The sequence below is a fragment of the Bacillus sp. SRL543 genome, assembly GCF_984799205.1.
Genome location: NZ_OZ481794.1, coordinates 2,800,259 through 2,823,465 on the forward strand (window position 1 = coordinate 2,800,259; position 23,207 = coordinate 2,823,465).

31 protein-coding genes and 2 riboswitches are annotated in these 23,207 nt (G+C 46.6%); of the genes, 5 read left to right on the top strand and 26 right to left on the bottom strand.

What is annotated here, in order from left to right:
- Positions 1–47 precede the first annotated feature (47 nt).
- The 13 genes from AC4E8B_RS14300 to AC4E8B_RS14360 form a co-directional block, all read right to left on the bottom strand.
- Positions 48–764 (bottom strand): Type 1 glutamine amidotransferase-like domain-containing protein, encoded by a 717-nt coding sequence (locus AC4E8B_RS14300; protein WP_490214045.1) that lies wholly within the window; start codon positions 762–764, stop codon positions 48–50.
- 16 nt (positions 765–780) lie between these two features.
- Positions 781–1,401 (bottom strand): YdcF family protein, encoded by a 621-nt coding sequence (locus AC4E8B_RS14305; RefSeq protein ID WP_490214046.1) that lies wholly within the window; start codon positions 1,399–1,401, stop codon positions 781–783.
- Positions 1,402–1,522: 121 nt separating this feature from the next.
- Positions 1,523–1,777: a hypothetical protein gene (locus tag AC4E8B_RS14310; protein WP_490214047.1), complete on the bottom strand. Its 255-nt coding sequence runs from the start codon at positions 1,775–1,777 to the stop codon at positions 1,523–1,525.
- A 207-nt stretch (positions 1,778–1,984) separates the two neighbouring features.
- A complete protein-coding gene (locus AC4E8B_RS14315; RefSeq protein ID WP_490214048.1) occupies positions 1,985–2,485 on the bottom strand; it encodes a GNAT family N-acetyltransferase in 501 nt (166 codons plus the stop codon).
- 14 nt (positions 2,486–2,499) lie between these two features.
- Positions 2,500–3,861 (bottom strand): MATE family efflux transporter, encoded by a 1,362-nt coding sequence (locus AC4E8B_RS14320; RefSeq protein WP_490214049.1) that lies wholly within the window; start codon positions 3,859–3,861, stop codon positions 2,500–2,502.
- Positions 3,862–4,428: 567 nt separating this feature from the next.
- On the bottom strand, positions 4,429–4,590 hold the full coding sequence (locus AC4E8B_RS14325; protein WP_490214050.1) for a hypothetical protein: 162 nt from the start codon (positions 4,588–4,590) through the stop codon (positions 4,429–4,431).
- 22 nt (positions 4,591–4,612) lie between these two features.
- The gene (locus tag AC4E8B_RS14330) at positions 4,613–4,876 is read right to left on the bottom strand and encodes a hypothetical protein (RefSeq protein WP_490214051.1); all 264 of its coding nucleotides are present in this window, start codon (positions 4,874–4,876) and stop codon (positions 4,613–4,615) included.
- A 74-nt stretch (positions 4,877–4,950) separates the two neighbouring features.
- Positions 4,951–5,721, bottom strand: a complete 771-nt coding sequence (locus AC4E8B_RS14335; RefSeq protein ID WP_490214052.1) for a 3-oxoacyl-ACP reductase — start codon at positions 5,719–5,721, stop codon at positions 4,951–4,953.
- Positions 5,722–5,736: 15 nt separating this feature from the next.
- Complete coding sequence (locus AC4E8B_RS14340) at positions 5,737–7,203, bottom strand: acyl-CoA reductase (protein ID WP_490214053.1); 1,467 nt, start codon at positions 7,201–7,203, stop codon at positions 5,737–5,739.
- A complete protein-coding gene (locus tag AC4E8B_RS14345) occupies positions 7,193–8,296 on the bottom strand; it encodes a LuxE/PaaK family acyltransferase (protein WP_490214054.1) in 1,104 nt (367 codons plus the stop codon). The genes AC4E8B_RS14340 and AC4E8B_RS14345 overlap by 11 nt, the downstream gene beginning before the upstream one ends.
- Positions 8,259–9,614 (bottom strand): uracil-xanthine permease family protein, encoded by a 1,356-nt coding sequence (locus tag AC4E8B_RS14350; RefSeq protein ID WP_490214055.1) that lies wholly within the window; start codon positions 9,612–9,614, stop codon positions 8,259–8,261. Before AC4E8B_RS14350 ends, AC4E8B_RS14345 begins: the two co-directional genes overlap by 38 nt.
- Before the next feature lie 12 nt (positions 9,615–9,626).
- Positions 9,627–10,133, bottom strand: a complete 507-nt coding sequence (gene thiW / locus AC4E8B_RS14355) for an energy coupling factor transporter S component ThiW (protein ID WP_490214056.1) — start codon at positions 10,131–10,133, stop codon at positions 9,627–9,629.
- A gap of 74 nt (positions 10,134–10,207) precedes the next feature.
- Positions 10,208–10,318, bottom strand: a riboswitch (TPP riboswitch).
- Between the two features lie 230 nt (positions 10,319–10,548).
- Positions 10,549–10,659, bottom strand: a riboswitch (TPP riboswitch).
- A gap of 56 nt (positions 10,660–10,715) precedes the next feature.
- Positions 10,716–11,321, bottom strand: coding sequence for a DedA family protein (locus AC4E8B_RS14360; protein WP_490214057.1), 606 nt, complete (start codon positions 11,319–11,321; stop codon positions 10,716–10,718).
- Between the two features lie 228 nt (positions 11,322–11,549).
- Here AC4E8B_RS14360 and AC4E8B_RS14365 point away from each other — a divergent pair, with 228 nt between their 5' ends.
- The gene (locus tag AC4E8B_RS14365; RefSeq protein ID WP_490214058.1) at positions 11,550–11,810 is read left to right on the top strand and encodes a hypothetical protein; all 261 of its coding nucleotides are present in this window, start codon (positions 11,550–11,552) and stop codon (positions 11,808–11,810) included.
- Between the two features lie 89 nt (positions 11,811–11,899).
- Here the strand turns inward: AC4E8B_RS14365 and AC4E8B_RS14370 are convergent, their stop codons facing one another.
- Entirely contained in the window at positions 11,900–12,745 is an 846-nt protein-coding gene (locus AC4E8B_RS14370; protein ID WP_490214059.1) for a manganese catalase, read from the bottom strand.
- A gap of 201 nt (positions 12,746–12,946) precedes the next feature.
- On the opposite strand from AC4E8B_RS14370, the gene asnA reads away from it, so the two are divergent.
- On the top strand, positions 12,947–13,957 hold the full coding sequence (asnA, locus tag AC4E8B_RS14375) for an aspartate--ammonia ligase (RefSeq protein WP_490214060.1): 1,011 nt from the start codon (positions 12,947–12,949) through the stop codon (positions 13,955–13,957).
- A 64-nt stretch (positions 13,958–14,021) separates the two neighbouring features.
- On the opposite strand, the gene AC4E8B_RS14380 is transcribed toward asnA, so the two are convergent.
- The 4 genes from AC4E8B_RS14380 to AC4E8B_RS14395 all read right to left on the bottom strand — a co-directional run bounded on the left by AC4E8B_RS14380 (position 14,022) and on the right by AC4E8B_RS14395 (position 15,848).
- The gene (locus AC4E8B_RS14380; RefSeq protein ID WP_490214061.1) at positions 14,022–14,168 is read right to left on the bottom strand and encodes a hypothetical protein; all 147 of its coding nucleotides are present in this window, start codon (positions 14,166–14,168) and stop codon (positions 14,022–14,024) included.
- A gap of 134 nt (positions 14,169–14,302) precedes the next feature.
- The gene (locus tag AC4E8B_RS14385) at positions 14,303–15,052 is read right to left on the bottom strand and encodes a hypothetical protein (protein ID WP_490219689.1); all 750 of its coding nucleotides are present in this window, start codon (positions 15,050–15,052) and stop codon (positions 14,303–14,305) included.
- Between the two features lie 83 nt (positions 15,053–15,135).
- Positions 15,136–15,468 (bottom strand): hypothetical protein, encoded by a 333-nt coding sequence (locus AC4E8B_RS14390; RefSeq protein WP_490214062.1) that lies wholly within the window; start codon positions 15,466–15,468, stop codon positions 15,136–15,138.
- Entirely contained in the window at positions 15,468–15,848 is a 381-nt protein-coding gene (locus AC4E8B_RS14395) for a hypothetical protein (RefSeq protein ID WP_490214063.1), read from the bottom strand. Before AC4E8B_RS14395 ends, AC4E8B_RS14390 begins: the two co-directional genes overlap by 1 nt.
- Before the next feature lie 85 nt (positions 15,849–15,933).
- On the opposite strand from AC4E8B_RS14395, the gene AC4E8B_RS14400 reads away from it, so the two are divergent.
- Positions 15,934–16,167 carry a hypothetical protein gene (locus tag AC4E8B_RS14400; RefSeq protein ID WP_490214064.1) on the top strand — a complete coding sequence of 78 codons (234 nt, stop codon included), beginning with the start codon at positions 15,934–15,936 and terminating at the stop codon, positions 16,165–16,167.
- On the opposite strand, the gene AC4E8B_RS14405 is transcribed toward AC4E8B_RS14400, so the two are convergent.
- The 3 genes from AC4E8B_RS14405 to AC4E8B_RS14415 all read right to left on the bottom strand — a co-directional run bounded on the left by AC4E8B_RS14405 (position 16,164) and on the right by AC4E8B_RS14415 (position 16,985).
- Positions 16,164–16,325: a hypothetical protein gene (locus AC4E8B_RS14405; protein WP_490214065.1), complete on the bottom strand. Its 162-nt coding sequence runs from the start codon at positions 16,323–16,325 to the stop codon at positions 16,164–16,166. The two genes, AC4E8B_RS14400 and AC4E8B_RS14405, sit on opposite strands and share 4 nt — an antisense overlap.
- Positions 16,326–16,470: 145 nt before the next feature.
- Positions 16,471–16,626, bottom strand: coding sequence for a hypothetical protein (locus AC4E8B_RS14410; RefSeq protein ID WP_490214066.1), 156 nt, complete (start codon positions 16,624–16,626; stop codon positions 16,471–16,473).
- Between the two features lie 116 nt (positions 16,627–16,742).
- Positions 16,743–16,985, bottom strand: coding sequence for a hypothetical protein (locus tag AC4E8B_RS14415; protein ID WP_490214067.1), 243 nt, complete (start codon positions 16,983–16,985; stop codon positions 16,743–16,745).
- A 155-nt stretch (positions 16,986–17,140) separates the two neighbouring features.
- On the opposite strand from AC4E8B_RS14415, the gene AC4E8B_RS14420 reads away from it, so the two are divergent.
- The gene (locus tag AC4E8B_RS14420; RefSeq protein ID WP_490214068.1) at positions 17,141–17,398 is read left to right on the top strand and encodes a YueH family protein; all 258 of its coding nucleotides are present in this window, start codon (positions 17,141–17,143) and stop codon (positions 17,396–17,398) included.
- 182 nt (positions 17,399–17,580) lie between these two features.
- Here the strand turns inward: AC4E8B_RS14420 and AC4E8B_RS14425 are convergent, their stop codons facing one another.
- The 4 genes from AC4E8B_RS14425 to ggt all read right to left on the bottom strand — a co-directional run bounded on the left by AC4E8B_RS14425 (position 17,581) and on the right by ggt (position 22,503).
- Entirely contained in the window at positions 17,581–18,993 is a 1,413-nt protein-coding gene (locus AC4E8B_RS14425; RefSeq protein WP_490219691.1) for a DHA2 family efflux MFS transporter permease subunit, read from the bottom strand.
- 78 nt (positions 18,994–19,071) lie between these two features.
- Positions 19,072–19,650 (bottom strand): TetR/AcrR family transcriptional regulator, encoded by a 579-nt coding sequence (locus AC4E8B_RS14430; protein ID WP_490214069.1) that lies wholly within the window; start codon positions 19,648–19,650, stop codon positions 19,072–19,074.
- A 525-nt stretch (positions 19,651–20,175) separates the two neighbouring features.
- Positions 20,176–20,658 (bottom strand): hypothetical protein, encoded by a 483-nt coding sequence (locus AC4E8B_RS14435; RefSeq protein WP_490214070.1) that lies wholly within the window; start codon positions 20,656–20,658, stop codon positions 20,176–20,178.
- Positions 20,659–20,721: 63 nt separating this feature from the next.
- Positions 20,722–22,503: a gamma-glutamyltransferase gene (gene ggt / locus AC4E8B_RS14440; protein ID WP_490214071.1), complete on the bottom strand. Its 1,782-nt coding sequence runs from the start codon at positions 22,501–22,503 to the stop codon at positions 20,722–20,724.
- Positions 22,504–22,526: 23 nt separating this feature from the next.
- Here ggt and AC4E8B_RS14445 point away from each other — a divergent pair, with 23 nt between their 5' ends.
- Positions 22,527–22,697: a hypothetical protein gene (locus AC4E8B_RS14445; RefSeq protein WP_490214072.1), complete on the top strand. Its 171-nt coding sequence runs from the start codon at positions 22,527–22,529 to the stop codon at positions 22,695–22,697.
- Positions 22,698–22,825: 128 nt separating this feature from the next.
- Here the strand turns inward: AC4E8B_RS14445 and AC4E8B_RS14450 are convergent, their stop codons facing one another.
- Complete coding sequence (locus AC4E8B_RS14450; RefSeq protein WP_490214073.1) at positions 22,826–23,167, bottom strand: hypothetical protein; 342 nt, start codon at positions 23,165–23,167, stop codon at positions 22,826–22,828.
- Between the last annotated feature and the right edge of the window lie 40 nt (positions 23,168–23,207).

Consider the following 23,207-nt stretch of genomic DNA (forward strand, 5'->3'; position numbering starts at 1 on the left):
CCGTTTCCAAATAGGAAGCGGGCTATTCACTTTAAATCTGGGTTAGTTTAAACAATACTATTTCCTGCTTCTGCAAGATAAATGCAATCCAGTTTTGTTTCTTCAGCGTTGCTATCATTTACTTCTACGTAATAAGGGCTGGCGTTCTTTCGTGAGCAGACCGTTTTATACAGCTCCTCATTCACAAAATGAAGTGCAGCCCCGTCATCAGCTGCATATCCCGGCTTCATTAGCGCTTCCTTGATATGGTGCCTGTAGGCAGGCTTTCTCTTATTTTCCCCGTCATAATGCGGGCAGTGGCTGCCTTTTAGGATGCCCAGTCCTTTTATCGGGCAGAGCGGCCCATTTAAGGGATCTGTCAGCCCTTTTTCAAACCAGCAGATGCTTCCTGCACTGATGCCTGCTAAAATGATTCCTTTTTGATAGCATTTCAGCAGCAGTTCATCCAGCCTCCATTCTTTCCATAGAATCATCATATTGCGGGTATTCCCGCCTCCAACATAGATGATATCCTGTGCAAGCAAAAATTCCTCTGCGTCTTTAAAATTCGGTTCAAACACCGAAAGATGAGACGGGATGCACTCAAGGCTTTTAAAAGCCTCATAAAAAGCGTCTATGTAGCTTTGCTGGTCCCCGCTTGCAGTGGGAAGAAAGCAAACTTTTGGATTCTTATTTTGCGCTTGTTCTATGATATATTGATCGAGAAGAAGGTTTTCAGGTTCCATTGAAAACCCTCCTCCTCCCATTGCGATGATCTGTCTCATTTTTCATTTCCTCTCTTTACGAACCTGAAATTTCAACCTCAGCGTCAGTGATAATTCCTTCTTTAACATAGTAGATCAGCTTTTCCGCTTCCCTCTTTGCCCTCAGCCTGCCTCCTTCTGACAGCTGCCAGTTCCCTTCCTTTGTATGGATATCATCCACAGGGCAAAGCGAGTATTGTATCCAGTCCGGCATATAGGTTTTCATGGTCAGATATGCCCTTCTTATATGATAGGAAGCTGTCACAACCAATATCCTTTTTACTTTATGGAGATTGAATTCCCGATCAAGGACCAGCAGCGAGGCAAGCACATTTTCCTTTGTATGGAGAGATTGATCTTCTATTAAAATATCAGCTCCCGGGATTCCAAGTGCCAATGCTTTCTTTTCTAAAAGCTCGGCTTCGCATAGCTTTGAAGCCGGCCATACAACGCCGCCGGAAAACAGAAGCTTGCCTGCTCTGCCGCTTCTGTATAGCTCCAGCGCCTTCGGAAGCCTGTATTCAGCAGCTTTGCTGCTCCCCAGGACGAATATGCATTCTCCCGACCTGCTGTCATCCTCGATATTTTTATAAAGAAGATCCCCAATCTGCCTGTCTGATAACTGATTGAAATCAAGCTTTGAAATTAGTGTTTTCATGGATTTCCCCTCTTTATTCGCTAGTATACTATTCTCCAGCCGCATTGAAATTCCTGTCGATGATTGGATTTTTATGTATGAAGGCGGGCAGCTTTCCCCTTGGCCCGCCTGAAACTCCCTCTCAATAATATGGATAAGGGGGATATGGATAAGGATAGCCATATCCGCCATACGGGCCGGCAAGGGCGCTTCCTAAGAGCAGGCCGCCGGCTAGTCCTCCAAGGAATGGAAAGCCAAAAGGTCTGCCGAATCCAAAGCCAAACGGGCGTCCGAAACCGAAGCCGAATCGACCAAATCCCGGGCGGCCAAATCCAAAGCGCATATGGTCTCCACGATAAGCGGCTCCCGGATGATACACATACTGTTGCTGATTCATCTGCCTTCTCCTCACTTTTATCTTTCTCTTCCCATAGAGAAGCAGAAATATTACATTAAAGCCCGCCCCTCAGATAGGTTTCAGTCTAGAATATGATAAAGAAGACTGCATTGAATAGACAAATACCCAAATCCCGGTGAAAAAATTCATATGCTTACTTCAGCGTTCAAAAAAGATCCTGCCGAATCGGCAGGATCTGATCTGGGTTTATCGTAATAGCTTTGCCATTATGTATTCATCATGGTATTCCCCATCAATGAAAATGGAATGTTTCTTGATCCCTTCCACTATAAATCCAGCTTTTTTATATAATCCAAGCGCCCTCTCATTTTCGCTGACAACTGAAAGCTCCAATCTATGCAGGCCGGCTTCCATCGCCCAGCTGTCAAGCTTCTGAAAAAGACTGTAGCCTACACCCTGTCCGCGATAGTCTTTTCTAATGCCTATGACAAGGGCAGCGGAGTGGCGCACCCTTCCGGCCATGCCGCCATTGACAATCAAGTAGCCCGCCAGAAGCCCGTTGACTTCTGCTGCAAAAATGGCGGCATTATCCCGGCTGGAAAACGCCTCTATCATCCGCCTTTGAATGTCCTCGGAAACGTTCCGTTCCCCTGGCCCAAACAGCATATATGAAGATTCATTTTCCACATCTTGAATAAGATGTGCGAAGGCTTCTCCATCTTCTGGCACAAGCTTGCGGATTTTCATCACATTTCCTCCGATTATACCCCTTCTGCTGGAGCGAATTTTTTCTTTTGGATATAAATCAGCCTGGCTGACAGGCATATACCGGCTGCCAAAAGGCCTGCCGTAAGTCCGATCCAATAACCCGGCGCTCCCAGGCTGGTATAATGGGCAAGCCCATATCCGAGCGGCAGGCAGATCAGCCAGTATGCAACAAGCGTGATAATGAACGCAAGATTAACATCCTTATAGCCTCTCAAAGCTGCCTGTGCAGTTGCCTGAATGGCATCTGAGATCTGGAAAAACAAAGCATAAATCAGGAAATGTGCCGTCAGGGAAATGACTGCCGCATCATTGGAATAAAAGCCTGCCACCTGGTAGCGGAACACAACGACAAGAAGCCCTGTGACCAGTGCAATGACCACAGACAAATAGATGCCGATCCAGCTGTATGCTTTCGCATCTCTATTCCTCTTTGCCCCTACCTCATAGCCGACCAGCACAGTCTGTGCCATCGAAATGCTGATTGGAATCATATAAAGGAAAGAAACAATATTGAGTGCCGACTGATAGGAAGCAAGTGTCTCCACACTGAAACGGCTTTGCAGAATTGTCACAACCGCAAACATGCTCGTTTCAAAAAAGATCGACAATCCCATCGGAACCCCGATTTTTAGGATCTCCTTGCATTGGGCCCATGAAAAATCACCCATATCAGAGAACACCTTATACACTGCAAAAGGCTGCTGAGTCCTGATAATGAAAATGGTCAGCGCAAGGATCACCCAATAGGTGGCGGCAGTAGCATAGCCGCCCCCTGCACCACCAAGCTCCGGAAAGCCCCAATATCCAAAAATGAGGACAAAATTCAGGAAAAAGTTGACCGGAAGTGCACACAAGAGGATTACCATGACAACCCGCGTCTTCCCGAGAGCATAAATAAACGAGCGAAGGACATTGAATAAGAAAAGAGGGATGATTCCGAAACTCAAGCCAATAAGATAACCTCTTGCCGTCTGTTCAACACCGCTCTCCAAATCCATCCTTTCCAAGATGGGGCCTATCAGGAAAAAACCGGCCGCAATGACCGCCAGTGCAATTATGACGGCAAGATACATGCCGTTCTTGACAACTGACGCTACTTCTCCATGCTTTTTCTCGCCAAACCGCTGAGCCGCGATTGGCGAAACAGCAAGGAGAATACCGCTCAGCCCTGTAAATACAGGATTCCATATCGAAGAACCGATAGCCACCCCTGCAAGGTCGGATGCACTATATTTTCCTGACATAATGGTATTAAAGAATACCATTGAAAACATCCCAAGCTGGGTGATCAGGATGGGAATCAATAAAATAAAGATTTGTTTAATTTTTTCTTTTACAGTAAATGTCTGGTTCATGATGGTACTCCTTGGAAATGAAATTCACAAGGATAATTATAAGCCAAAGAAAGCATCAGCGGGCGGAAAAAATGGAATTGTTAGAAAATCTCCTGAAAAGATGGGCAGGATGCTGCTGTAATAGTTACTCATGTATGGATAGCTCTTGCCAATCAAATTATAGTAGCCTGTTGATTGGAGTGGAAGGCACGCAGACTCCTGCGGGAGATAGCGGCAGGGCTGAGACCCCGCATGAGCGGAGCGAAGAGGAGGCTCAGCGCCGCCCCGCGGAAAGCGAAGTGCCTGGAACGGAAATCAACTGCCCCATAGAAAAAACCCAGAAATTACAGGACTATTATGTGGCTGTAACTTAATTAAGCCGATGTCTGATCGCTAAAAAGATTAAAAAAACTCAGTTGATTGGAGAGGAAGGCACGCAGACTCCTGCGGGAGGCAGCGGCAGGGCTGAGACCCCGCATGAGCGGAGCGAAGAGGAGGCTCAGCGCCGCCCCGCGGAAAGCGGAGTGCCTGGATCGGAAATCAACTGCCCTCATTTATAAGCAAAAATCCTGCTGTTTCAGCCTTTTTCTAATGACTTTTCCTATCTTCTATATAAATCCATGAATAATAGATGACCCACATGATCAGTACCGGTAGAATAGCATAGTTGCGGAAAGGGGCGAACAAAAGCATGCCTATACCTGCAAGCAGCGCCCACGGGGCTAAGATTGAATACTTCTTCCAATCCATAAGCCTTCCCTCCTTTTATGCGTCAATTCTCTGTTCCCGCCGGGAGAAGATATTTTGAATAATAGGCTCCGGCCAGCAGCAGAATAATGGTCATCATCCAGTTGAACATCCCCAGCCAGCCCATCCAGTATGATATAAGATTGACAAACGCAATGAGGAAGAAGCAGATGGAGGTTAGGGCACTCTTGAAGCCCGTAACTCCTGCATCCTTTCTTCTTTTTATCAAGATCGATATAGAAACAGGCAGAATTATAACGAGTATAATAGTCAGCAGGATCGGAATCATAAACATCCTCCTCTTTTCAGCAAAAGCTGATTGTCTTTACTATAACTATTATACGGACCAGCCCAGAAAAAGTTTCATCCGCCCATAACCAGGCCGCCATCGACATACAGGCACTGTCCTGTCACAAAGCTTGAGAGCGGGGATGCGAAATACAGGACAGCATTTGCAATATCCTCCGGGGCTGCGAGGCGCTGCATTGGAGTGAGTTCAATGATGCTGTTCCTTACATCCTCCTTTGTCCCGGCGCTCGAATCGGTCGGATAGGTCAGCCCAGGGGCTACTGCATTAACTGTAATTCCAAAACAGCCAAGCTCCTTCGCGAGATTCCTGGAAAACCCGAGCAGACCGGACTTGGCCGTTGTATAATCATGATAGGGCACCACAGGAAAACTCACCAGGTTGCTCACAATATTAATGATACTTCCACTCATCTCATCCTTCATGAACGGAATGACTGCCCTGCACACATTGAAAGCGCCGCGGACACTGCCTTCCCACTGCCGATTATAATCCTCCCAATCAAGCTCCCAGGCCGTCTTCCTCTTCTTTGGATCAAAAGAATAGTGGCTTAGCGCATTATTGATGACCACATCAATGCCGCCAAAATTCATGATGATATCTTCCATCATCCGATTGACCTGCTGTTCTTCTGTCACATCTGCCTGCATTGCCGCCGCCTGGCCGCCTGACTCCCTGATCTCGTCTGCGAGTGCCTCTGCTGCCTTTTTACTGGAAAGATAATTAATGATGACTGAAGCGCCCTCTGAACCCATTTTCCTGGCAATTGCTGCACCAATTCCCCTGCTCGCACCGGTAATCAGGACCACTTTATTTTTTATAAGCATGATTTCACCTTTCTTCTATTCAACATCCGGGTCATAACGTTCCATTTCTTGCTCTGCAGCTCTTTCAATATCTATAAATCTTGCAAGCGACAGCAAGTTGAAGCTGCCGTCATGATGCCAGCCCGGCTTTGCTCTGTTCATCTCACCGACCGGGCAGATCCTGCTGATTCCGGCCTCACCGAGCATCGCGCTTATATCCAATAGTCTTTCAGGCAGTACCGCCAGCCCGCATGACTGCATCAATCTTTTGTACGGAGTTAATTCAGCAATGCACCTCTCCAAATTTGAAACAGAGAAGATATGGACGAATCTGTTCAAAGTGGACGCCTGAAAACCGCTTCCTTCATGGAAAATTACAGTCCAGTCAGTTTTTATGCCGCTTTTAAAAACAGCCGTGCTGCCGCCTTTCAGCTTTTCCAGGTCATATTTCCCCCTTGTTCTTTGGATGGACAGGTGCTCTTCTTCTGACAGAGCCGACCGGGGCCGTTTTTTTTCGTACCTGGCAAGCTCTGCGCCGAGCAGCTGGGCGAAACGCCTGGGCTCAGCCGAGCCTCCTTCTTCTATGTAAACGGATTGCGGAGAAAGGCACCCCTGCTGGTCATAAATACAGATATCCTCGGCAAGTTTGCGTGCTGTCCTCGCATAAAGGTCAGGAGTCAATGCTTCTTTTCCAATCATACTGATGCTGATTTTGTGCCCATAGGCAAGAAGGAGCTTTCCCTCTGGAAGCCTTGTTCTGATGCTATTGACCGTCCTGTCTGATCCATATATTACAACAGCTTCAGCTGCTTCTAAAGCCGGCTCTTCCAGTTCGGCATTTCCTCCCCGCCATGGAATTACCGCGGCAGCATCTGCAAGGCTTTTGTCTATCTCACACAGCGATTTCATAAACAAAACAGGCATGACAGGCTCTGAAAAAGAAGTCTTCCCCAGATTGCCGGATTTCATGAGGAAACCCATGATCAGGCTCCATAGCTGGACTCCCGGGACATTGCCGGAAAAAACATGAAAAATCAGGTCTGGGCCGTAAGCCCTGCTCAACCCTCCCGACTTTCTTGGCCTGAATTCGTCCAGCATCGCAGGGGAATCAAATTCTTCTTCCAGGAAGCGCAAAAGCTCTTTTTTCCGGAAGGTCCGCATATACCTTTTCAGCTCCAGCCGGACCATTTCACTGTCATAGCCAGTAACTATTGGGAGAACTCTTTCTGCAATCTTTCTTAAATGATAATCCGGATTCAGCCAAAGCTGGACTGCTGCATCAATTTTGCCGATGATAGTTGAAACCGGCATATCCTTAAGATATTTCCTGCGGTTTTCAAGGACAGCATCAATTGTTTTTTTCACTTCCCCGCTGCTAAGGTCCGGATATTTCAGGGTAAATGTATTTCCCTCCACGCTATATATCTTTTCTTTTACAACAGTTGGCTTGATTGCTGCCGGTAAATGATAGATGTCGAAGAATTCCACCACCTTAGCGGCCACCGCCTGAGAGCAGCTGGTCAGCTGCTATGGAACAGCCTCTTGCCTCAGAGCCCTTCACTCTGCCGAGAAGTTTGAAGCCATGCCCGGTTTTCAATCCAAGATCCTCTGTCAGGACAGCCAGGCAGGAGTTCCAGTTAGCCAGGTCATAATGGGCAAGAACACCAGCTTCCCCTTCCTTAACCGGCTCCAAAGTGCCGGGGTGGAGCACCCTCGTCTTCAGCCAGGCTGGACCGGCTTTATCGGTTATCATCTGTGTTCCTGTATAGCTGGAGAGGATTGTCCGATCATAGATTTGCGAGCTGAGCTCCGTCATGCCGTACATATTTATATGCATGTCCCTTCCTATGCCAAAAAACTGTTTATACAAATCCGCCAATTCTTCGGCACTGATTTCCCGCACTTGGCCTTTGAACCCTCCTGTATCAAAGATTCTGCTGTCATCAGGCAGATTGAACGACAAATTCCTTTCTTTCATAAAATCCAAAAGATGGACGAAAGCAAAGGCTGCCCCCATGATCAGGACAGGCTCTCCCCTTTCTGCCAACCGTCCCAGCGACTCTGCTGCTCCTTGAAAATCAAGGGACTCTCCATTGTGGAAGAAGCGGCTGTACTCATTGCCATAATAAAAGACAGCATTCGTAAGGTAGCGGGAAAGAGAAGAATTTTTGTTATAATCGTCTGATGGAGACAGCACTAAAATGGCTATCTTTTCCCGGTCCGGCAATACGAAGCTTTTGAAAGGGACTTTCATTGACAGGTCCCATACAGACAAATCAGGATGAATGTTCTTTCCCTTTGCATCAGGATCGGTCGTTCCGCTGGTCATAAAAACAGCTTCCGCTTTTTCAGCGGGTTCGCAGGTTAATGTCAGTTCTTTGAAGCCCTGCACCGGCATCGGCGGAATTTCTTCCCATGTTTGCACTGTTGCAGGAGTCTTTCTCTGTGCCTGGCAAAACTTTTTATAGAAAATGTTATTTTCAAACTGGTGGCGGAACAGCTTAAGCGCCAGCCGGCCAAAAGCCTCATCAGAATTTTTTCCAGCTTCGATAAAATCTTTAATTTCCGCTGTCAATAGGATCGATTCTTCTTTCATGATTTACCGCTCCTTTCATAAACCAATTAGGGATATTGACTAGAATCAGCTGCAGAAAGATGCTTGTAAATGCTCCAATCAAGATGCTGTTAGTCAGGAATGTTCCCGCTATCCCTGTTGCGTTCACAGCATAAGCCGGCAGAGAAATGGCCAGCAGCATGGAAAGCCCGACAATCATAAAGTTGACTTGCGTGCCTTCTGCCCTTGCAAGGATTGAAATGCCAGTAAATACAAGTGTGGCGGCAGCCGGCAGGAAGATTCCCCCGACAACCGGGGCAGGCGTCAAAGCCAGCAGCGCTCCCGCTTTCGGCACCAGGCCAAGCACAAGAAAGATAACAGCAGCAGCCATGACCGGGTATCTTGAACCGACACCGGTTAAGCGCAGCAGGCCGACATTCTGCGCATATGCGGTCGTCGGAAATCCTCCGATTAAGGCAGACACAAAGGACCCTGCCGATTCTCCGGCAAATCCGCCGCGGATTCTTTTGGCCGTCAGCTCGGTCTTCAGCATGGCAGAAGAAGCCTGATACACACCCATTGCTTCAATAACGGCCACAAGATAAGCGATGAAAAAGGTCAGGAATGCTCCCCATTCAAAGGTAAGCCCATACGGCAGCAAATGCGGAAGCCCGAACCAGGCACTTTCCGATATCATGGAAAAGTCTGTTTTTCCAAGTGAAAAAGCGAGAATATCACCTGCAATCAGAGCAATCAAAAATGAAAAAGACTTCCAGATGCCCTTTCCGAACAATGACAGGCCAAGGACAATCACAGCCGTCGTGACCGATAATAATAGAGTGGATGGACTGGCAAAGCCCTCATCACCCGGCGAGCCTCCAAGAAATTCATGCAAAGTAAATCCAGCGAGAGAAATCCCGACCAAGAAAATGACGGTCCCCGATATGACTGGCGTAAATAAAGCCTTCAATCGGCCAATTACCCCGGTTATCGACAAAAGGAATACAATCGCTGCACTGACTAAGATTCCGCCAGTTGCTGCAGCCAGCCCGTTAGCTTTTCCTGCAGAGATCATGATTGCATCAAATGCAGCTGACGGCCCCTGGATGATCGGGAGGCGGACAAGCTTTGTCGCCTGTATGAAGGTGATAATCCCGGCGGCAATAAAAATGCTGTTCACCATATTGGCTGACAATGCAAACGGCAGGCCGATCATAGCTGCCACAAAGATCGGATCAAGCCAGACATTCGACACAAATACATGCTGAAGGCCGTATAAAACGGTCTTTCCCGGCGGCAGCTTTTCTTCCAGCCCTATCAATATCTCATTTTGGCCGGTTTCTGTTTTTATTTCGTCCATCTTCTATTTCCCTCATCTCTTATATTGATAGAATTCAAAAATTGGCGTCCGCTTTTTTGCAAGTATGGCCAAAATGATGATCCCGAGAAGAGCTCCGGCCATCGAACTGAAGATAAAGAGCGGGATAAAGCCGAACAGTGTGGCTTTCTGCCCCAATATCAATGTGGCGATTGGATATGACAGCAGCGCCCCGATTATGCCGGTGCCGATCACTTCCCCGGTGAAGGCCATTGACAGCTTTCTTGTCCTGCTGTACAAAAGTGCTGCAAGCAGGGCTCCGGCCATACTGCCGGGAAAAGCAAAAACCGAGCCGGTTCCCATCAGATTCCTGAGGAGCGAAATGCATAATGCCTGCGCCACTGCGTAATAGGGTCCAAGTAATACCGCTGACAGCACATTCAGCAGATGCTGGACCGGGAATAATTTTGTAAAGCCAAGCGGAATATACAGCATGCTGCTTGACAGCGTCCCCACTGCAGCCATCATCGCTGCCATTGTTAATTTCCGTGTTTTCCCCATAAAAAAATCCCTCCATGCTAATTTGCACTGAGGGAATGGAAGGTTCAGGAAGCACAGGCCGGTTTTTTGCAGCCGGCATAGATCCCGCACTTCCCTCCGCCGGCATGACCCGGATCAGGTATAAGGGTTAGGGCCGTAACAGGCCCAATCTCAGCCGGACTCCTCCGGCTCCCCCAGTGCTTTATGTATTAAGTTGACTTGGATATGCCGCTGTTCGGGCCTTTTAAAGGCATCAGCCGGAAGGTCTAAAATTATTGCCGCTAAAGCAGCTATACATTTGTATACCAGGCAAACTTCGTATTTTATCAGCAAAAAACAGTTTCTCCTGATAGTTTTAAAAATCCCATCCAGCTTTGTTAACAAAAAAGCCTGACCCCATATGACAGGACCAGGCTTTTACATACATAAAAAAGTAATGTTGCTCAATCTACTTTCCTACGCTGGCATGATCCAGTTCAGGTCCAAAGGGTTAAAAAACAACGGTTTTTCTCTCAGCCCGCCTGTGCGGACACCCCTAGCAGTCACACTATATCCAATTAAGAATCATCATAGCTTTGTTCCTGACAAATGTAAAGACAATATTTACTTCTTCCTTCGCCTGAACCAAAAGACAGCTGCACCTATAATGGCTAAGGCAATCAGCATATACACCATATTTGAGTATATATCAAAATACTTGACAGCCGTCTCCCAGGAATCTCCGAAGGCAGCTCCTATATTGACGAGGATGGTGTTCCAGGTGAGTGTGCCGATGACCGTAAATAGCAGATACAGCGGGAAATTCATTTTCGCCATCCCGGCAGGAATGGAAATAAGGCTTCTTATCAGCGGCACCATCCTGCAGATCAGGATTGTCCAATAGCCATATTGGTCAAACCATCCAAAGGCTTTATCAATATCTGCTTTTTTCAGGCGGAGGATGCCTCCCCATCTTTCTATGATTCTCTCAAGCCTGTCTCTGGTCAGGGAAAGGCCCGCCCAGTAAAGCAAAGCCGCTCCTGCCGTCGAACCGAGGGTTGCCGCTGCAATCGTCCCGAAAACAGTAATATTTGTTTGAGCGGTCATAAAGCCGCCAAAAGTCAAAATGACTTCAGACGGTATCGGGGGAAATATGTTCTCAAGCGCAATCAGCAGAAAAATTCCTGTATAGCCAAATTGTTCAATAATCTCTTTTATCCAGTTCTCCATAATACCTCCCAAGATGCAAAAAGCCTTACAGATAATTAACGATAAATTTTAATGCTTACCCTTCTGAGGGCAAAGTAGATTTTTGATAGTTTCATGCAAATACAGATGAAATTAGAATAGCTTATCCTTGTTAAAAATTAAACAAATAACATGCCACAGCCAAAAAACAGGAACATTTGTTCCTTTTCAACATATAATGTATGTAAATTCTTTTAGAGGAGGATGCGCATGGAAGCGACCCCTGCTCCATTTGCCTGTATGGCACGGTATCTTCTGGAGGATGAGGCAGCCGCTGCAGAATTATGGAAAAAAGTCCTTCTCGCTGCCAAAAGGAACGGAATTGGAAATGATCCGAGCATCATAGTGCCTGCTGCCGTGGAATCACTGCGTGTTTTGATGAGGAAAATGAAATCAGGTGAACCGGCAAGAAATCCTGCTGCTTATTTTTACGCGGTCATGGACCGGAAGCTAAAGCACATTTTTAATTGAATTCACCTGTATCTCAAACAATCACCCTGAAATATTCTGCAATCAGCAAAAATCCGCCCTCATCTGAAGGCGGATTTTTCTTAGCAGCATTAAAATTGGGAAGGAGGCGGTGTCTGTCCCGCAGGCATAGTTCCATGAATGTAAATCGGACCTGGAGCAAGCACTGGAATCTGCCCCATCGGCTCGGGGTTTTCAATGTATTCAAACTGCCCTTGTCCATCCATGCTCGGCCCCTTTGCCCAGCGGCCTTCTGCACTGTCTGTCCCCTTGGAGCAGTTAAGGAATGAATAAGATACTTCCTGCTTCTCCTGCTGGCGGTTGAATGTGCCAGGCACTACCTTGCCATCCCGCGCTTCAAGCTCAGAGATTGCTGCGAGCCATTGATTCTGGTGCATAGTGTCACGGGCAATCAGGAAGGATAACATGTCCCTTACGCCGCGGTCCTCTGTTATTTCATAAAGTCTGACTGCCTGAAGGCGCCCTTGTGATTCAGCATTGAGATTTGCACGGAAGTCAGCCAGCAGGTTCCCGCTCGCCACTGTATAGCGGGCTGTCCACGGATATCCCATGCTGTCGTCCGGCTTCGCACCAAGTCCAGAAACAATCGCATGCTGCACATTCATTCCGCCCATTGCAGCCCTGATGATTGGATCCTGTGCTGCTTCTTCCTGTTCTCTGACAGGGGCTTTATCGAGCAGCTGAGCGATCATGGTTGACAGCATTTCGACATGGGCGATTTCCTCAGTTCCGATATCAAGCAGCATATCACGGTATTTTTGTTCAGCCCGGCAATTCCATCCCTGGAAAAGGTATTGGATCATGACACTGATTTCACCGAATTGTCCTCCGAGGATTTCCTGGAGCTTTCTCGCATAGACCGCATCCGGCCGGTCAGGCTTTGCATTATACTGAAGCTCTTTAACATGATAGAACATACTGATCACCTCTCTTTTAGTATCAAGGATAGCTTTACCAACTGATCGGGAAACATTCTTAAAAAAAATTTATCACAGCAAAAAAAATATGAATGACTGTAAAACATTAAAGTGGTACTGGAACAATCAAAATTAACCTGGCATAAAGTATGAAGCAGCCTATATACATGGCAAGAAAGGTGAAACGGAGGTGCCTGCAGCATGAATAACCGACAGCTTGTTCCGGATTTATATGCGCCAGTTTTGAATTTGATTGACACTGAAAAGGCAATGAAGAGGGTGAAAGAGTGTTTTGAGAAAGAGCTCTCTGAAAGGCTGAATCTGATAAAGGTATCAGCCCCGCTGCTGCTTGAAAGCAGGACCGGCATCAATGATAATCTCAATGGGGTCGAAAGGATGGCGACCATAGAAGCCAAGGACCTTGGGGAAACTGTCGAAATCGTACAGTCACTGGCAAAGTGGAAAAGGATGGCCCTTGCCAGATATCGCTTCTCGGAAGGAGAAGGCTTGTATACTGACATGCGGGCGATCAGAAAAGATGAAGAGCTCGATCAGCTTCACTCAATTTATGTGGACCAATGGGACTGGGAAAAGATAATACCGAAAAATAAAAGAAACAAGCAGACGCTGAAAGCTGAAGTAATCTCCATATATGAAAGCATCAAGGAAACAGAAAAGCAGCTTTTCCTTTCCAGACCAAATATGGTGCCTGTTTTGCCTGAACAAATTAGCTTTATCTCTTCCCAGGAACTCGAAGATATGTATCCAGAGCTTACGGCAAAGCAGCGGGAAGACAAAATCGCCGAAAAGTCAGGCGCTGTTTTCATTATGAATATCGGCGGGTCCCTGCTATCCGGCAGCAAGCATGACAGCCGCTCCCCTGATTATGATGACTGGAGCCTGAATGGAGACTTGATTTTCTGGTACGCACCGCTGAATAGAAGCATTGAGATTTCTTCTATGGGGATACGGGTTGATGAGAAATCTTTGAGAAGCCAGCTCAAGGAGTGCGGTAATGAAGAAAGGCTTGGGCTTCCCTTCCACAAGGCACTGATTGATGGTGAACTCCCTTTCACAATAGGCGGAGGAATCGGCCAGTCAAGATTATGCATGTTCCTGCTTAAAAAGGCCCACATCGGCGAAGTGCAGTCATCTGTCTGGAACAGCAGGATCAGAAAAGAATGCCTGGAAGCCAATATTCCGCTATTATAAACGGGCTATAAAACGGTGACAGGCACCTATACCAGTGGTCTTACTGGTATAGGTGCCTGTCACCCTATTCAAATTCCTTTCCTGTAAGCTGCACTTCCTTCCCATCCAATGTCACCATCTGCTTTTCCGGAAAAATACTCAAGCCTCCTGCGAAATCGAACTGCTGCCCGGACGCCCTTGCTGTGTCAGGAATAGACCTCCTCAGCTGCACTTCGATTATCCATTCTAGTATGTAATAGGAATAACCCTGGAAATTTAAGAAAATCTTTATATTTGGTAAAACCGGCAGCACAAAAGGAGCGGGGCTCGTCTATGCGCCCCGCTCCTTTATGGTGAATGCTTCCATCAGCTGCCATTTTCAAGCTTCTTGTACAGCCAGAGGGATTCTTCCAGAAACCCTCTCTCAAAGCCTGTCTTTTCATGGATGCGATCCGCCCATGCTTCAGGACCGGCCAGCGGAGGATCGTATACCAGACCGTCATTTGTGCTGAGGAAGCTGTGCCAATCAAAAAATTCCCAATGGGCTTTTTCACCGGCAATAGGAATGCGGCATTCCAAAAGCGGCTTAGGATGGATCTGGCGGCTTGAATGCCCAGCCGCAATCCAAAATTCTTTCCTGTCGACAGGAGTCAGATGGTAAGTTTGTGAAGATTTCTTCCCGCCAGGCCTAAAGTATGTTAATTCAGCTTTATGCAGACTGCTTTTGATATGTATGTCTGCTGCAGGGAAAAATCCCTTCAGCGGAGTCTCTGTGTCACTATCGATCAGAACAGGCTGCAGCCACTGGTCGCCGAGATCGCATAAATAGCGGCAGCCTTCATTATCTTCAGCCACAACTGCGGCGTGGGCCTTTTCGGTATGAAAGCCGCTTCCGACAGGATAGGCCCTGATTCCTTCTTTATCAAATTCATCAAGCAGCCAAAGGGCGAGATCAAAGCAGTTTCCCGTGATTCCGTACTGCTCCCGATGCTCTCTCATCAGGGCCACTTCCCTTTGCCCGATACCTTTATCGTACATCCACAGCTTGGTAAACGTCTCCATGGGAAAGGCGTCGAACCTTTCCCATACAGACAAAATACTATCAGGCGCTTTCATCATGCCACTCTCCTCTAATTGTCCGTTCCTTATTTCGACAGCCGCAAAAGAATTTCCTTTAAAATCAAAATAAAAAACCGGCTTTATTGGCCAGTTTCGTCGGAATCAATGCTTTCTTCTGCCTCCATATCCATATATCCCTCTTCCCCATCTTCCTGCAGAAGCTTGCCTATCCAGTCGGGCAGCTCTTCCCCTCCGTTTTTGTAAAAGACTTCGTTTATATCTTTTTCTTCAATCCTGGAAAGAATATCATGGATGTCATTATGATCCCCCAATACATTGCCAAAGCCCTGATTATGCTTTTTCAAGCTGGTAAATCCGGTGGGAAAGCTGTTGCCGAAATTGACGCAGGACGCATCCTCAATAGATCCGATGGTAATACTGCTGATTTTAAACAAAGGAGAAAAATACCTCATCACCGATCCTCCGTTCCCGGGCCGCTTCCCATAAAGTAAGGGATTTCCTTCCCGTTGATAATAATATGAATGCCGTTTTCCCCGCTGGATTCCCTTTTAGCTTTCCCGGTTTTGCTTGCCTTCCCAGCCGTAGGTTTTTTTGCTGGTGTATAAAAGCTGTTTCCGAGATTCATCATTCCACTCAGGCTTTTTACATCAATCCTGTCGAGAAAATAAGATAGCTGATCCAGCTGGAAGGTTTCTATATTCACTTCATTGATATCCAAGTGTATGCTATGCCCGCTGGACTTCTCTTTTTCAAGCTCCTTTAAACGGCCCTCCATTTCAGCAAGGCGCCCGTTCAATTTTCCCAATATGGTAATCAGAGCTTTTTCATCCAATTGCATAACCTTCATCCTTTTTTTAGACACATCTTCTGCTTTTGCAGGCATATGATAAGCAAGGCTTTAAACAAGGAGGAGCACCATGAAAATATTGAGCGGTCCAGCAATAATTGATTTTGACGATGTTACCATCTCTCATCTCTCCAGCAACTCAGGCGTCTTTATGGGAAAAAACAGCCAAATGTTCTGGTCTTCCAATATTCAAAGGCGTTCAGGCTTCGGCTCATTAACCGGCAAATGCAATCGGGCATTATGCAATATCCATCTTGTCCAGCCTGACGGCAGAAGCATGGAAGGAAGCCCTGACATAGGTTAGGAATCTTCTTTCCTGGCCACCTTTGTAATGTTTCTGCTGATTATATTCCCTTTTCCAGCCACTTTGCCAAACCCTTCTGAAACTCTCCCTGTATGCTGCCAGTATACTGGAGTATTCAGTCCGTAGAATATTCCGGAGCTGTTTTTTATCTGGTTCACTTTCAAGGTTTTAAATCGGATTTCCGCCAACATCCCACCCCATCCCGGCTGCCGCCTTTTTCATATTATTATTTTGCCAATACAGGAAATATGACCTTATTGATGCTTTGCTTTTAAGAAAAAATAAAAAGCCATCATCAATGGCTTAAGAATCTTCCTCATCTTGATCTTGATCTTCTTCATCAATCCTGTAATAACAGGCATCCATAAAGTCGCTGTCATCAATGATATTGATGTTATAGGCAGACAGGTTCAGATAACCGGTCACCGAACCAAAGCCTGTATTTTCCTTACTATTCACCTGCCATCCGGATTGTGAGTTTTCTCCTGTAAAAATGCCGGAATTGGCTGACATGGATGTTATATTAATATTGTTAAATTGAACTGAAATTTTACGGGAAACTGACATATAAGCCCTTATATCTGGGAGACAGGCTGAGGGTTGATATTCTCCGGCTGGGTAACAGGCATATCCACTGCATCCGGATCGTTAATAAAGCTGAAGTTTCCTAGTGAAGCCGCATTGATGAATATCCCGTTTCCTGTATTTAATTTCCCCTGGGCATTCCAGTCAGGCTGGCTGTTCTGACCTGTGGAAATGATGGAATTTGAAGACATACTGATAACATTCACCTGATTGAAAATAACCGACACAGGCATATTCCACCCCTCCTTCCTGATTATTATGCTACTATATGCAGCAAGAAGCAGGTTGGTGTTTTAGGAGCCATGCCTCTTACGGAGCCTCTGCTCTCATTTATTCGATTTGCACTCAAAAAAATGCTATAATAGATGAAACGGCTCATTAGGGAAGGATGATATTTTTGATAACCTCTTATGAGAAGATAACCATATCCGGAAATAAGTATGCCGAGGTATTCCTTAATATAACGAAAGACAAGCGATTCATCATCTCGATTCCTTCCATCGGATGGTCAGCAGAAATTAATCAGCTGGATGAACTGAAGAGCCAGTTTGAACATCTTCAATCATCGCTGAATTTTCATATGTTTGAGGGAAACTCGGAAGAACTGGCTGAAGCCATCATCAGGGAAGCCGAAAAACACATGTGATCCCTCTTAATAAACCGCCTGACAGATTGGCTCTGTTAGGTGTGCAAACGCCATAAAAAATATACCTCACTCTCTCCACACAATCCTTTCACCCCAGCGTCTATATCCTTACCCAAATACTTTCACTATTCTTGCAGAATATATAAAATGTAGAAAGGCCCGGGAAAAGTCCCGGGCCTTCTTTAAGATTCCTGATTTTCTACTTTGACGCGCTTAATGAAGAAAGAAGCAACTAGTCCGATTACTGCCACAACAATCGCAAAAATAAAGGCGTCCTGGATCCCGGCTGTCAAGGACAGCGGCAGCAGTGCCGGATCCTGCGGGTTTGCCGCCTCTTCCATGTAGCTTTGCTGACCCGCCGTCATAATGGAGATCGCGACTGCAGTCCCTATTGCACCAGCTACCTGCTGAAGTGTATTCATGATAGCTGTGCCATCCGGGTAAAGTTCGGGTGGAAGCTCGTTAAGCCCATTCGTCTGAGCCGGCATGAACACCATTGCAATCCCGACCATCATGAAGATATGCAGCATGACAATATAGCCGGCTGTGGTATCATTTGTGATGCCGGAGAAAGCAAACATTACAATGGTAACGATTACCAGCCCGCCGCGCACCAGCCAGACAGGACCATATTTATCAAACAGCCTCCCCATGACCGGCGACAGAATCCCATTGAATACTCCGCCCGGCAGAAGGACGAGCCCTGCAGCGAAAGTGGTCAGCAAAAGGGAATTCTGAAGGTATAAAGGAAGCATGATCATGGATGAAAGAATAACCATCATAGCGATCAGCACCATCAGAAGCCCTATATTAAACATAGGATAAGAGAAAGTCCGCAAATTGATCATAGGCTGCTTCATTCTTGTCTGACGAAGGCAGAATAAAATCAGGCCGATCACTCCCAATGCAAGAGCAATGATTACCTTCGGGCTTCCCCAGCCTCCTTCACCCTCACCAGCGCTGCTGAAGCCGAAAACGATTCCGCCGAAGCCGATTGTCGACAAAGCAATAGACAAAATGTCTATGGCCGGCTTTGTAGGGGTAGATACATTCTGCATATAAAATAGGCCGAAAATAAGGGCAAGAACAAAAAATGGCAAGGAAATCCAGAAAATCCAGTGCCAGGTCAGATTCTGCAGGATCAAGCCGGAAATTGTCGGCCCGATTGCAGGAGCAAACATAATGACCAGACCGATGATCCCCATCGCCCCTCCGCGCTTATGCGGCGGTATGATGACAAGGATGGTATTGAACATGAGCGGCAGCAGAAGCGCTGTTCCAATTGCCTGGATGACGCGAGCCAGCATAAGAATTCCGAATACTGGTGCAATGGCTGCAATGAAGGTCCCGATGATTGAGAAAACAAGCGAGACTGTAAATAGCTGCCTCGTCGTAAACCATTGCAGGAGCAATCCTGAAATCGGCACTAAGATTCCAAGGGTCAATAAATACCCTGTTGTCAGCCATTGAACGGTGGCTGCATCCGTTTCAAAAATCACAATAAGATCCCTGATGGCCATATTCAGGGCGGTTTCACTGAACAGGCCGATAAATCCTGCTATCAGGAAAGAAATAATAATAGGAACCGCTTTGATATCCTTTAACGAATTCGGCGCGGCTGCGCCTTGGTTAGTACTTTGCACAATGATTCTCCTCTCAACTTCTGCGCTGCTTTACTGGCTTCTGAATACATATGTAAAATGTTCAGCTATATTCCGCAGCGGCTTGCCATTTCCATAGGTGTTCGAAAGCATGACCGCTCCTTCAATCATAGAGCTTACAAGCAGGGCCAGCTCCTTCGACCTCTCTTCAGAAAATCCGGAAAGCAGCAGTTTTTCTTTGTATAATGATTGCCATTCCTTGTAGGTTTCCTGGCAGGCCTGCCGGATTGGCTCACTCGTCAGGGCCGTTTCCGAAGCAATCAGCCCGATGTGCAGGCCGCTATTTTCATGGCTCAGGGGCACATCAAAGTATGAAGCAATTTTTTCGGCATGATAGCGGAAGGCTGCTGCTGCATCATCAGAAGATGCCAGCTCCTTCTTTATCATCGTTTTTATTTCATTTCCAACATGCTTAACAGCTTCCACTGCAATCTCCTCTTTGCCGCCGGGAAAATGATAATAAATCGACCCTTTCGGAGCCCCGCTCACTTCTATAATTTGATTCAATCCGGTGCCATTATACCCCTGGCACTTGAATAGATTCGATGCCGCACATAAAATCGACTCTCGTGTCTTTCGCTTGCCCTCCAAAATCATTCTCCTTTCGGAAAAATTATAACAACCGGTCTAGATAAATTTATGGGAATCCATAAGGAAAGTCAACAAAACAAAACTAAAAAAAGCACATTTTTTTCAGTGTGCTCAGTTTTATATGTGAGATGGTCTGTTAAGTTTGTTCCTATCCTTCAACCCTGCAGACAGTTTTTTCACTATTTGAGTGCTTAATATTTTCTTCTTGAGACACTCTGGCCAGCTTTCTCTACCTTCTGAGTGACTCATATCCTTATCTTGAGGCACTCTGTTCGGCTTTCCTCACCTTCAGAGTGACTCATATCCTCCTCTTGAGGCACTCTGACCGGCTTTCCCCACCTTCAGAGTGACTCATATCCTCCTCTTGAGGCACTCTGACCGGCTTTCCCCACCTTCAGAGTGACTCATATCCTCCTCTTAAGGCACTCTGACCGGTTTACTCCGCCTTCAGAGTGACTCATATCGTCCTCTTTAGGCACTCTGACCGGTTTACTCCGCCATCTGAGTGCTTCAGATGTTAACACACTATATCTCCCGAAGTTCCTCTGCCCGCTTCCGCATCTCTTTATAAGCCTCCACATTCCGAAAATCTGCAGGCTCCATGCCCAGGCTTTCAACCGCATAGTAAAGGTGCTCCAGCCAATCATATTCCCCGCATCTGATCGCTTCTTCACACTCCCCCTCAATATAAGGAGTGCTTATTTCCTTTCCTAAGTCCCTGAAAATTCCAATCGAATCCAGGGCACCAGGCCAGTTCCTGTCCTGCAGGAGACCTGCCAGCCGCGGCAGCGCGTTTTTATTTCTCGGATAGCCTATTTCCTTAATGACTGCTACTCCATTTTCCCAGCAGGCTTTGCCATACTTTGGGATGATCATGCCGGCTTTGTCTGCGGGGAGCTGTAATAAGATATCAGCCGCTTCTTTTTGGGTTTCATTAGGAAGATGCCAGTTCAAATTATAGACATGATAGATGATTTCCTCATCTTCCATGTGGATATATGCGCTCATAAAAAACACCTCAGAAACTATTTTACCAGAAAAAGGCTGCGGAATTCCGCAGCCCTTTCATGTTTAATGCTTCTTCTTGCCTTTTCCTTTACCTTTCAGGTCAACCCCAATGGCCGCTCCGCTCCTGCTGGAGTCAGCAACTCCCTTGAATATCCCTTTTTTGTGATCAATCTCTATGCTTTGAACATTGCCTATCGTTTCTGGTTTCTCTCCAAATCGATGGCCCATTTCCTTCAGTCTCTGCAGGGCTGACGCAGGTACCCCTTCTTCAAATCGGTAGGACGATAGGTTATTCGTATAAATCCTCGGTTCCTCCACTGCTGCTTTCAGTTCCATATCGTACTCTATTGCATTAATGATTGTTTGCAGGACAGAGGTTATGATGGTCGGTCCTCCCGGTGATCCGATCGTCAGTACCGGCTTATTTTTTTCAAAGACGATCGTCGGAGTCATGCTGCTGAGCGGGCGCTTGTTGGGCTGGACCTCGTTTGCCCCTCCAGGCACAGCATCAAAATCAGTCAGTTCGTTATTCAGCATGACTCCAAAGCCCGGCACCATGATGCCTGTCCCAAAAACCTGTTCAATTGTTGTTGTATAGGAAACAACATTTCCCCACCGGTCAGCTACCGTAAAATGGGTGGTTTCCCCATACTGTCTGTCTGCAGGCTGAGCTGCTGCCGTGTAATTAGGTTTGCCGCTTTCATACTTCCATGGGTCGCCTGCTTCAGGGTTTGTATTTATTTCATCAAGCGATATTAACTGCTGCCGTTCTTTAATATATTTCTTATCTAGAAGCCCTTTAACCGGGACCTTCACAAATTCCGGATCTCCCGCATAAGCTGCCCGGTCTGCATAGGCAAGATGCATCACTTCTGACATGAGGTGATATTTTTCCCAGGAGCGGACTGGATATTGGGAGAGATCGAAGCCATCAAGTATTTTTAGCATCTGCAGGAGGAAGACACCGCCTGAGCTTGGCGGAGGCATGCTGGCAATCTGATAGCCTTGATATTCTCCCCACACAGGCTTGTCTATTGTTGCTTCATATTTTTCTAAATCTTCCTTCACCATCGAGCCGCCGAAATCCTGAACTGCCTTGGCAAGGGCATCCCCAATCGGCCCTTCATAAAGCGCCTCGCTTCCATCTTTCCTAATTAGCTTAAACGCTTTGGCAAGATCTTTCTGGACCAGGATGTCGCCTTCTTCCAGCGGCTCGCCTCCTGGGAGAAACACTTCAGCAGCTGCTGAGCGGGAAAGCTTTTCTTTATTATCTTCTATTGCTGCTGCCAGTACCGGATCGATCGGAAAACCTTTATCAGCCAGTTTAATAGAAGGCTGAATCAGTTTCTTCATAGGGATGGTCCCCCACATATCCAGTGCTTTTTCAAGACCTTTTAAGGTTCCCGGCACACCGACTGCCGTTCCGCCCGTCGATCGTTCTGCAAAGGGAATCGGCTTTCCTTTTCCATCGAGGAACATATCCGGCTCTGCTCCGGCCGGCGCACGCTCACGGCTGTTGATGATCGTTGTGTCTTTCGTTTTTCCATCATACACCATCATAAATCCGCCGCCTCCGATGCCAGACATCATCGGTTCTGTCACATTGAGGGCAAACTGGATTGCCACAGCAGCATCAATCGCATTGCCGCCTTTCTTCAATACATCAGCCCCAATTTCGGAAGCAAGCGGATGGGCTGTGGCGACCATGCCATCCTCACCTACGGCTACTTCGCCATATTTTTCATAGGGGTCCTGTTTATGCTTTGCATCTGCAGCAGCAAAAGGACCGAATACCAATAAAAAACTGGACAAATAAACTAATAAGACCTTGGCTGTTCTTTTCATCTTATCCCTCCTAAAGTTGGTTCATGTCTAACTTAAAAGAAGGAAGGCTGGATTGGCAAATTTATAGCAGAAAATTTAGAATTTTAAATATATTTTCCTATACAGATTCTATGCCGGTTGGTCCTAATGGCATTGAAAAATCCGCAGTTGCTAATATATCTCAAAACTTGCTAATAAAATTTAAAACTTGCTAATATATCCGAAAAGTTACTAATAAAATCCATTTCTTGCTAATAAAACAAAAAACTTGCTAATAAACCACAAGCCGCATCCCGTTAGGTACCCTATTTACGAAAAAAAGAGCCCCCTCAGGCTCTTTTCTTCAAGAAATAAACAAAAACAGCTGTCTCTGCCCATCGGCATCCAGCCTATCAGTTAGGTCAATCCACTTCATTCTGGTTCTCCGTTCTTCAACCAGCTTGTTAATCTCCCGCTCGATCATCTGCATTCTTTGATAGGTTTCCGTCACACCCAGGCTGAACTTTTCTGCCGCCTGTTTATGGGGAGAGTGCTTGACCAGCAGGCTCATGAACTGGTCGGAGGTTTCGGACTGCTGTGCAAGCCGGTCCTCTATTTCAGTTACATATCTGTAGAGATCCCGGTCTTCAGGGGGCAGCCCCGTGACAATCTCCCTTATGATTATATCGACGAGTCTTTCATTCATGCTAAACACCCCGCCATGTAAGATTTGTTCCTTTAGTTTA